Below are 10,498 nucleotides of genomic sequence, written 5' to 3' on the forward strand. Positions count from 1 at the left end.
TTTCGTTCCCTCCTTATCCGATCGTGTTTCCGAACGTTTCTGTGTTTCGGCTCTTCTGTTCCGTTTCCCCGGTCAGATGGAAGAACAGGGACTCCAGGCTGTTGTGTTCCCGTGCAAACGAAACCACAAGGATTCCGGCATCCACCAGTTTCTGCAGCAGATACGCCTCCTCCTTCCGGCTTCCCGAAAACCAGGCCGCAATCTTGTTTTCATCCACAGAAAGGCGGCTGACCTGCGGATCCTGCCGCAATAGTTCCAGCGCCTTTGGCACCTGGTTCAGCACAGTGATGCGCAGCGGATTGGAGCTGTCGATCGCAAGCATAATGTTTTCCAGCTTTCCCTGCTGTACCATGACACCTCCGTTGATGACACCGATGCTGGTGCACAGATCTGCTAATTCCGAAAGAATATGGGAGCTGATCAGAATCGTATAATCCTCCCGCGCCAATCGCTGCAGGAGAAGCTGAAAATCCTTTCTCGAACGCGGATCCAGACCGGAATTCGGTTCATCCAGCACCAGAAGCTTCGGTTTATGGATCATCGCGCGCGCCAGACAGAGCCGCTGCTGTATGCCCCTTGAGAGCGAATCCACCATCTGCTCCTCTTTTTCCGATAGTTCGACCATCTCCAGCACTTCCCGCGCACGGACGGTTCCTGCCCGCCCGTAAATTCCATACGATGCGGCAAAAAATTCCAGATACTCTATCACGCTTAAGTTTTCATAGACGCCAAAGAAATCAGGCACAAAGCCGATCAGGCTTTTCTGCTTCAGAATGTTTTTTGTCGTCCGCACGCCGTCCAGCCACAGATCGCCGCCGTCGCTCTTTAAAAGCCCTGAAATAATGCGCAGCGTCGTTGTTTTTCCCGCACCGTTCGGTCCGACAAAGCCGTAAATATCGCCTTTTTTTACTTCCATATCAAGACCGTTCAGGGCATATGTTTTTCCGTATTTTTTGGTCAGTTTCTCAATTTTCAGTATCGGCATTTGGCTCCTCCGCTAACAGGTTCTCCAGATATTGCTCCGGTGGCATCTCTTTCGCCTTTACGATCAGATTCGGTGCCTCATAGTATCCATAATTTTCATGATACTCTTCTCCCTTTTCCTCTTCGGAAAGACGGTACCGCACACGGATCTGGTTGTCCGCATTCACATACTGCGCCTCCAGCGCAGGATCACTCGCAAAATCGATCTCCCAGTCGGAAATTTCATCATACGTTCCCGTCTGAAAATTGTACAGCTCAATGATTCCATTGAAATTCCGGATCTTGGTCCCATCCTCCGTGCGGGCTTTCTCGAAAGCAAGTGAAAGAATGGTTCCCCGTTTTCCTCCCCCGCCGGTTTCTGCCGCCTGGATCTTATCTTCTAACGCCGTCATCGCATACGGCCAGAATGCAGGATCATAGATTCCCTCGGAATCCGGCTGCATCACGCCTTTAGCATACATTCCATACAGACACCAGATGTTGTTGTTTTCAAAGACACCGTTCAGATAATACGTTACTTCTGTTTCCTCTTCCGAGATTCCGCCGGAATTCGGTCCCATTTCAAAGCTTACCGTGTTTCCGCCGTCCCATCCGCTGTACTCCTGCGCATACGGACAGTACACAACGCCGGCCTCTTTCATGTCCACAGACACTTCCTGATAGTAATACGAGATTCCATACGCTTCGTATCCGCTGTCAAGCTGGAACGTATCGTCATTGCCTGCCAGCTTTCCAAAGAAAAGGCAGTTGTCACTCCGGTTCGGCATGTGATTATAGATGACGCCGTCCAGATAATTTTTCTCTATCTCCGGCAGATCTTCTGCCGCACTCCAATTTCCGAACTCCCGCACGCTGTCCGATTCTATTCCATCCAGCGTGATCGTCTCCCCGTTTTTGATGTCTCCAATGAGGGCACAGTAACCTGGAACGGCAATCACACATCTCTCCAGATCATAGCCTGTCTTGTTTTCCACGGTTCCGCTGATCTTCTGATTCCAGAAATGAAACGTGCCTTTCAGTCCTTTGCCTTCGTCCAGCGTTTCCATCCGCTGCATGCCGAACTCATTCAGGGCAAATGCAGCCTGATTGGAAATTTCTGCCCTGTTTTTCTGTTCTCCGAAACTGATCTCCGTCTTTTCATATTCCGCATCCTCCGTTTCCGGCTGTGCCGTGCTGTTGGACATATAGTCCATACGGTTGTACGTCACCAGATCGTAGGACGGATCCAGATACAGCTCATAGGAAGCATTGTACGGCGCCTGTGCACAGAAATTAATGTAATCTTTCTGGTATGTATCGTACTGCCAGATTTCTCTTACATACGTCAGCACCGGGGCCTTGAGCCTCGTGCTCTGGCCAAACAGACTGATCAGCATAACAAAGACGGCCGAGCAGGCACAGATCGCCCCCCAGAGATACTGACGTTTTCCTGTTTTTTTCAAAAAGAAATACAATCCCGGCCCTGCCAGAACCAGATAGACCAGAATCAGACCGCCGTACAGCACCGTATTCGGACGGTTCCGGATCTTAGTGTTTTCCAGAAGATCGGAAATCGTATAGTATTTCTGATAATTCGTATTTCGTTTTGCCAGAAGGCGGCTGGTGGTCTCTTCGTCCAGAATATTTTTCAGAAAATCTACCGGCGCTTCTTTAAACGCACTGCGCTGGCTTTCCGCAAATGTCTCGTTTCCCGAAAAGGTAATCAGAAGACCTCCCTCTGCCTGCCAGAGATCAATTTCTTTCTGGATTGTCTCATCCAGTTCTTCTTTGGACTGCTCCAGAAGGATCAGCACATCCGGCGAATACGACTCCGCAAGCCCGACAAGCTCCTCTGCCCGGACAGATGCAGCTTTCACCTCATAAATCCCGTCGTTCAGCGTAACTCCATTCAGCTGCTGCCCGTAATTAGTTTCTTCTTCCACAACGCAGACTTCCACCTTGGACTGGAAGAAGCCTTCACTCGAAATCGTTTCTTCCCGACTGTACACCGTGTCCCTCTGGCTGTTCTCCAGGCGCAGGACACAAAAAGACGTATTTTCCACCAGAAGCCCTGCAGAAAAAGTCTTTGTAACGGTTCCGTTCGCCGGAATATAGATTGGAAAACGGTACGTAAAAAGGCTGTTTCTTCCATCGCCCGACCGCTTGACCCCCGGAAACAGTTTTGAGAGAATGCCTTCTCCACTGTTTCCGCGGTAAATCGATTCCGCGGCGTTTTTTATCTGAAAAACAAAGTATCCTTCAAATTCAACAGCGCTCTCATTTGTGATTGTCACACGGATCGGTACGTGATTCCCATCCTGATAGTTTCCTTCGAATCCATAAGAAAAATCAATCTGGTATTCCCCTGCGTAGCTGTTGGCAAGAAGCTGCTTTTCTTTCCCGCCGCTTCTTCCGCCATCCGACGGCGTGTTCTGATAAAGTTCTGTCCGCGTTGTCATCGCAGACACCCTCTGAACTCCCGCCAGAAGCAGAATCAGCAGCAAAATACCGGACAGACAGCAGATTTTGCTTCTTCTTTTCCTGTTCATCGCTTTTCGTCCTCTTTCTTCCCCTTTGGCATTCCGACCGGCAGTTCCACCTCAAAGACGGTTCCCTGCAGATCACTTTTTACCCGCACCTGTCCGTGATGCAGTTCCGCAATCTGCTGTACAATCGCAAGTCCAAGTCCCGTCCCGCCGGTATCGCGGCTCCTCGACTGCTCTGTTCGGTAAAATTTCTGGAAAATATGATCCAGTTCCTGTTTTGGAATGATCCGTCCGTAGTTAATGACACGCGTGACCACATATTCGCCCTCTTTTTCCATTGAGACGCGGACCTGTTTTCCCTCTTTTCCGTATTTGACAGCATTGTTCAGCAGATTTCCAAAGAGCCGTGCCAGCAGCTCACCGTCCGCCTCGAGAAAAATCGCATGTTCCGCATGCAGAAATTCCACCTGAAGCTCATTTTTCACAAAAGACGGCGTCATCTCGTCGAGCATCTGCTCCATCAGCTGCACCAGATCAAGTTTTCCGAGATGCAGCTGCATCTCTTTGTGCTCCAGCTTGACGAATCCAAACAGCTCGTTCGTGAGCTGCTCCAGACGGAGTGCTTTCTGATAGGCAATATCGATATAATGATTTCTCGTCTCCTCATCCAGATCCGTCCGCGTGCGCACCCAGCCGAGATAGCCGATAATCGAAGTCAGAGGCGTACGGAGGTCATGTGCCACGGATGAGACGAGATCATTTTTCGTATGCTCCGCGATCCGTTCCCGTTCCATAATTTCCTTGATATTCTGCTGCATCGTATTTAAGTTCTCCGCCATCACAGAAAACTCGTCATTTCCCTTTACCTCGATCGGATGATCAAAATCCCCTGCTGATATCTCCTTTACCTTTTCCAGAATCTTCCCAATGTATCGGATGGTTTCGCGCATCAGGAAATAAAAGGTCAGGCAGAACGAAAGCAGCGCAGCCGCCGTCAGAATCATCGTCCGCACCGATGGGCGGAGGCCTCCCGGTCCGATCCAGGCGCTCCGGTAACCGATGTTCATCAGTCCATTGCCGAAAAAGGTCAGAATCCCGTCGGTAAGCGTCACTACAAACACCGTGACAAGTGCACTTACAATCAGATCAAAGACCATCCTCTGGCTGAAGTTTTTTATAAAATCAGGCTTCAATTTTGTATCCCACTCCCCAGACTGTTGTAATAATCTTATCTTCTCTTGTGTCGTCTTTCATTTTTCCGCGCAGACGGCGGATATGTACCATAACCGTGTTGTTCGCCTCATAGAATTTTTCATGCCAGACACGCTCGAAAATTTCGTCTGTACCGAACACGCGGCCCGGGTTGGAGGCCAGCAGATACAGAATATCAAATTCGATCGGTGTCAGCTTGATGCTTTCTCCGTAGCAGACAACCTGATGGGTTACCTTGTTGATTTCCAGATGCTTTAAGGAAATCACTTCCTGGCGCTCGTGCGGCTTCGACGGATTCAGTTCGCGGTAGCGGCGGAGCTGGGATTTTACACGCGCCATCAGCTCCAGCGGATTGAACGGTTTTGCCACGTAATCGTCTGCTCCCGTTGACAGACCGACGATCTTGTCGATATCCTGCGTTTTGGCACTTACCATGATGATCGGAATGTTGTTCGTCTCCCGGATGCGGCGGCACATCGCAATACCGTCCATATCCGGCATCATCACATCGAGCAGCACCAGGTCGATTTTTTTCTCCTCCAGAATGCGGAGTCCCTCTTTTGCACTGTACGCTTTTAATACCTGAAATCCATCGCTGATCAGATAAATTTCCAGCAGATCCGCGATTTCTTTTTCATCATCCACAACTAAAATATTTGTTTCTTCCACGTCGTTTCCATCCTCTCTGTTTTTAACTACCGTAATGGTACCATGAATATTCAAAAAAATCTTTACTTAATTCTTACGTCTGTATTATCTATTATAAAAAGAAAAGCCGCCTTCCACAAGAGGCCGCTTTTCTTTTCTTCTTATATTTTTTATCTTCGTACTGCGCGGCGGTATACCACAAGAGAAACCGCTGCGGAAATGACCTCTGTGATCCAGAAGGCGTGCCATACGAAAACGCCGCCTCCCAGATGGGACAGCAGGTAAGCTGCCGGGAGAATGACAATGACATTTCGGCAGAGGGAAATGATCAGGGAAGATCCGCCTTTTCCGAGTCCCTCCAGCGCACCGGAGGATGTGATGGAAACTGCCGAAATCAAAAAGCCCGCGCTGATGCGTGTCAGTGCCTGTCCGCCAAGACGGATGGTCTCCGGATTGCTGCTGAACAGTCCGATCAGCTGTTCCGGAATGGCAAGGCAGATGCCTGTTCCAATAAGCATGATCACCGCACACATAATCAGGGTGATCTCATAAATCTTCCGCACACGCTTATGCTCGCCTGCACCGTAGTTGAAGCCGATGATCGGACGCATGCCCTGTACAATGCCGTTTGCTGTCAGATAGATGAACGTCTGCAGCTTGTAGTAAATGCCGAGCACGACAACGTAGCTCTGGGAATACACGGCCAGGATTCCATTCAGTGCGGAAATCAGAAGAGACGGCAGCGCCAGGTTCAGGATCGCCGGGACGCCGATCGCGTACAGTCTTCCGACCAGATTTTTTCCTTCTTTTAAATATTCCGGACGGATTTTGACCGAAATCGGGCGGATCTTGTAAATGATCCAGTAAATCACGGCCGGTGTCACCTGACCGATACCGGTTGCAAGCGCCGCACCCTCAATTCCAAGACGCGGAAACGGTCCGATTCCGAAAATAATGAGCGGATCCAGAATGATGTTGACAATACAGCCGATCATCATACCAGTCATCGTCACTTTCATCCGGCCGACTGCCTGAAAAACCTTTTCAAAGTAAAGGTTTGCCATGATTGCTATGGTAAACAGAAAGATAATCCGTGAATACCGGACACCAAGATCGATGACAGTTTCGGAAGAAGAAAACATCCGCAGGAAACGCTCGATGACCAGAAGGCTTCCGATCGTTAAAATAACCGCATGCAGCATGGTAAGGGCAAGACCCTGCGTTGCAGCACAGCCGGCTGCCTTTTTGTCACCCGCTCCCAGATAATACGAAATCACCGCATTCAGTCCGATTCCAAAACCGATGGCAACGGCATTTACAAAATTCTGTACCGGATAAACCAGGGAGAGCGCCGTCATGGCATCTTCGCTGATCTGTGCGACAAAGAAGCTGTCCACAATGTTATATAAGGAATTGACCAGCATCGAGATTACCATTGGAAGCGCCATCGAAACCAGCAGTGGAAATACTGGCTTTTCTTTCATAAAGTTTTCGTTCATTATTACCTCCATTTGTGATCTTTTCTGTTGGTGGACTTACGTGCAGGCACGGACTTTGCTTCATTGCCCACAAAAAAGCCACGCAATTATCTGCTTTCGATAATTGCGTGGCGAAAAGAACTTTATTACAAGTTGAAAAATCCACACCAAGTTTGAGAGCAATATACCACACTTTGCCCGGGCTTGTCAAGATTTCTCCTGTAACTTTTTTTATTCTGCATTTTTCAGTGCCTCGTCCATCGGAATCTTTTGGATGTGGCGGAACTGCAGCACAGCGATAACAGCATACGCCGCAAGGCCCATCAGATACATTTTTCCGTAAATTGCCGGATCAATATAGTATGTCAGCCAGCCGCTGTACTCGGAAAGCATAATGACATAAATCAGGCGGATCAGCGCGGAGGCAATGATCAGGCTGACACCGATTGAGATGATCACAACCCAGGTTGTCGCCGTCAAATACAGACTCAAAATTTCCCTGTTCTCGTAGCCGAGAATCTTTACCATCGAAATCGAAGTCGTATTCTTCTCGATGATCAGCTTCGTCAGCAGATAAATCAGCAGCATGAACAGTACAATCGAGAAAACATTGATCAGCTGGAACATTTCTCCCATCGACACATTGAGCTGTCGTGAAATCTTTGTCATATCATCTTCCGTAATTTTCGTCGCGATATACGATTCCTCCAGGTCCGTGATCGGCTCGTTGGAGAAATAGCCGTTAAAGTAGTCCTCTGGATGATCGAATTTCTCGCAGAAGACATCCATCGGCAGAAATACCGCAAGGGCTCCCGGGTAGGCATAAATACTTTTTACTTCAAAGCTGTACGTTTTATCCTCATACGGCTCTTTCAGTTCCAGTGTATCGCCGACTTTCATTCCATATTTTTCGGCATAACCGTCGGAAATCGTCACGCCGTTCTCAAACAGTTCAGCGGAAACATATTTGCTGTCTTTCTGAATTCCATATACCGAAATGCTCTCGCCCTCCCGGTTTTTCGGAATATTCTTCAGCGATGTGACGGCAAACGTTTCCACGCCCTCCGTATTTGTCTTCAGCGACGGCGTCAGAAGCTTCTGCACAATTCCCATCAGCGTGTACTCATCATCCTCATCGATCGGATCCGGGACATTTAAAATATACTGGTAATCTGCCAGCATATTTTCCACCGCCTCCGTCTGGTAATGTGACAGCAGCGGTTTCATCATCATACCGAACAGCAACAGAATATTGGCAAATACGATACCGAGAAACAGGGTAAAGTAACTCGATTTGTTCTGCAGCAGGATCCGCAGACGAAACCGCGAGAAGAACCGGAAGTTCGGAAGACGCACCGCATGGCTTTTTCCTTTCTTTGCAAAATCGTGGCGCAGAAAACGCAGCGGTGACAGACGCAGACGGCCGGAAATCAACACCGCGTTGATCACAAACATCAGAATTGCCGGAATTACGGTCGTGAGCAGAAATGCATTGGCATTCCACCGCGTCTGATACGTCGGCAGACTGTAACTTCCATAATACATACCGGCGCAGATATCTTTAAACACGGTGTATCCCAGAATATTTCCAATCACCGCCGACAAAATCGTAATCAGTACCGGCAGGGACAGATAATGCAGCAGAAGTTCCCGTCTCGTATAGCCGGATGCGCGCAGCGTTCCGATCACCGACGCTTCTTTTACAATCGTATTGTTTGTCGTAACTGCAAAAATGAACGCCATGATGGCAATCAGGATGTACAGCAGTATCTCCACCATCGCCTTGTCACCGCCCATATCGTCACCGGTAAATTTGATTGCCTGATTGCCGTAGCGCGGCAGATAACCCGTCAGCGAGGAATGAGCCGCCAGAACCTCGACGAAATCATCGGACCATTCTTTTTCCTCGTTTTCATCTTTCGGTTCCGTATCGTATTTCCAGGAATAGCAGTATTTGATATGGTCATCGGTAATGGCATCATACCCTTCTTCGGTCATGATTCCCACACCGAATTTAACCGCATCGAACATCATGTCACTTGAATTGCTGAACAGCGCACTGTAATCCGAAAGTGCCACAAGACCGGTAACCGTCAGTTCTTTTTTATCAACCGAGATCACATCACCGACCTGCAGGCCATTATTGTCCGCATACATACGGTCAATTGCAATTTCATCCTTCTGCTGCGGCATTTCGCCTTTCATCAGGCAGACCAGATTGACCTCTGTTCTGTTTTTAAAAAGACGGATCGTGCTCTCTGGTTCCGAATCCAGATCCGTGTCGGCATCTTCGTCTTTATAGAAATTCTCGTAAATCGTTACCTTCTCTTTTTCCAGCCGTGTTCTCTGGTTGTCTGTGAGCTTCTGTTCTGTTGTAAAATTTCCGTTTTCCACGTTGTATTTTTCAAAGCTTTCATCGTAAGCATACAGCATGCTCTCATCCGCAACGAGAAAACCGGACACAAAGCCAATCGTCGCCGTCATAAACAGAAAAATAACGAGATATTTTCCAATATCGTTCTTCAGTTCCCGCAGCAGGCGTTTTCGTAATGGATTTTTCATACTTCCACCCCGCTTTACCAGTCCAGATCGCCGGCGGCGATTTTGGTCTCATTGACGTAGTTTTTACGGATCTGGCCGTCGCGCAGACGAATCACGCGGTCCGCCATGTTTTTGATCGCATCATTGTGTGTTACCATGATGACGGTGTTGCCGTACTTCTGATTGACGTCCTCGATCAGCTTCAAAATTTCTTTTGAAGTATGGTAATCGAGTGCACCTGTCGGCTCATCACAGAGCAGAATGCTTGGATTTTTGATGATAGCTCTTCCGATTGAAGTACGCTGCTGCTGACCGCCAGAGAGCTGGTTCGGCAGCTTGTTGCGGTGGTCATAGAGCCCCAGTGTCTTTAACAGATCGTTGATGTCGAGCGGATGATCGCTTAAGTATGCGCCGACTTCCATATTTTCTTTTACCGTCAGGTTTGGAATCAGATTGTACATCTGGAAAACGTATCCTAAATGTTTTCGTCTGTACCGTGTCAGCGTTTTTTCATTCATATCCTCAATTTTTTCGCCTTCAATCACGATCGAACCGCTGTCCGCCTCGTCGATTCCGCCGATAATATTCAACAGTGTCGATTTACCGGAACCGGATGGACCGAGGAGAACACAGATTTCACCTTTTTCCACAGAAAACTGGATTCCCTTTAAGACCTCCACACGGCTTTCACCGGTTCCAAAACTCTTCTTCAGGTTATTAATCTCAAGAAACATAACTTTCCTCCCTGCATCTTTTTTCCTGAGTGTGTAAGAGTCTGTTTTGTGTTAGACTCTTCTAACCCCATAATACTGCTTTTTCTGTGAAATGAAAAGCGCTGTTAATGAGTATTTTTTCTCATTAACAGCGCTCTTTCTTTTATTTTTTAACAGCCAAAAACCATCGGATCTCTCCGATGGCCTTTCCGATATACCTTCAAAACCGCATACACTACACATCTATCATTCCATTTCTGTGAACACAACCATTCAGGTCAAGCCCTCGACCGATTAGTAACAGTCAGCTCCATGCCTTACGGCACTTCCACCCCTGCCCTATCTACCTCGTCGTCTTCAAGGGGTCTTACTTCTTAAAGAATGGGATATCTCATCTTGAGGGGGGGCTTCACGCTTAGATGCCTTCAGCGTTTATCCCTTCCCGACTTGGCTACCC

The 10,498-nt window shown here is 48.3% G+C and carries 7 protein-coding genes and 1 rRNA gene; all 8 read right to left on the bottom strand.

The window, feature by feature from the left end; all coding sequences use genetic code 11:
• Positions 1–13: 13 nt before the first annotated feature.
• Positions 14–979 carry an ABC transporter ATP-binding protein gene (locus tag I2G42_RS13880; protein WP_195531186.1) on the bottom strand — a complete coding sequence of 322 codons (966 nt, stop codon included), beginning with the start codon at positions 977–979 and terminating at the stop codon, positions 14–16.
• Positions 966–3,512: a hypothetical protein gene (locus tag I2G42_RS13885; RefSeq protein ID WP_195531182.1), complete on the bottom strand. Its 2,547-nt coding sequence runs from the start codon at positions 3,510–3,512 to the stop codon at positions 966–968. The genes I2G42_RS13880 and I2G42_RS13885 overlap by 14 nt, the downstream gene beginning before the upstream one ends.
• Entirely contained in the window at positions 3,509–4,642 is a 1,134-nt protein-coding gene (locus tag I2G42_RS13890) for a sensor histidine kinase (RefSeq protein ID WP_195531183.1), read from the bottom strand. The genes I2G42_RS13885 and I2G42_RS13890 overlap by 4 nt, the downstream gene beginning before the upstream one ends.
• On the bottom strand, positions 4,632–5,330 hold the full coding sequence (locus tag I2G42_RS13895; RefSeq protein WP_022462401.1) for a response regulator transcription factor: 699 nt from the start codon (positions 5,328–5,330) through the stop codon (positions 4,632–4,634). The genes I2G42_RS13890 and I2G42_RS13895 overlap by 11 nt, the downstream gene beginning before the upstream one ends.
• Before the next feature lie 149 nt (positions 5,331–5,479).
• Positions 5,480–6,808, bottom strand: a complete 1,329-nt coding sequence (locus I2G42_RS13900; RefSeq protein ID WP_195531184.1) for an MATE family efflux transporter — start codon at positions 6,806–6,808, stop codon at positions 5,480–5,482.
• 210 nt (positions 6,809–7,018) lie between these two features.
• Positions 7,019–9,349: an ABC transporter permease gene (locus I2G42_RS13905; protein ID WP_195531185.1), complete on the bottom strand. Its 2,331-nt coding sequence runs from the start codon at positions 9,347–9,349 to the stop codon at positions 7,019–7,021.
• Between the two features lie 14 nt (positions 9,350–9,363).
• The gene (locus tag I2G42_RS13910) at positions 9,364–10,062 is read right to left on the bottom strand and encodes an ABC transporter ATP-binding protein (RefSeq protein ID WP_055228562.1); all 699 of its coding nucleotides are present in this window, start codon (positions 10,060–10,062) and stop codon (positions 9,364–9,366) included.
• A gap of 253 nt (positions 10,063–10,315) precedes the next feature.
• A 23S ribosomal RNA gene (locus tag I2G42_RS13915) occupies positions 10,316–10,498 on the bottom strand; the annotation flags it as partial.

The organism is Fusicatenibacter saccharivorans (genome assembly GCF_015557635.1).
Lineage (GTDB): Bacteria > Bacillota > Clostridia > Lachnospirales > Lachnospiraceae > Fusicatenibacter > Fusicatenibacter saccharivorans.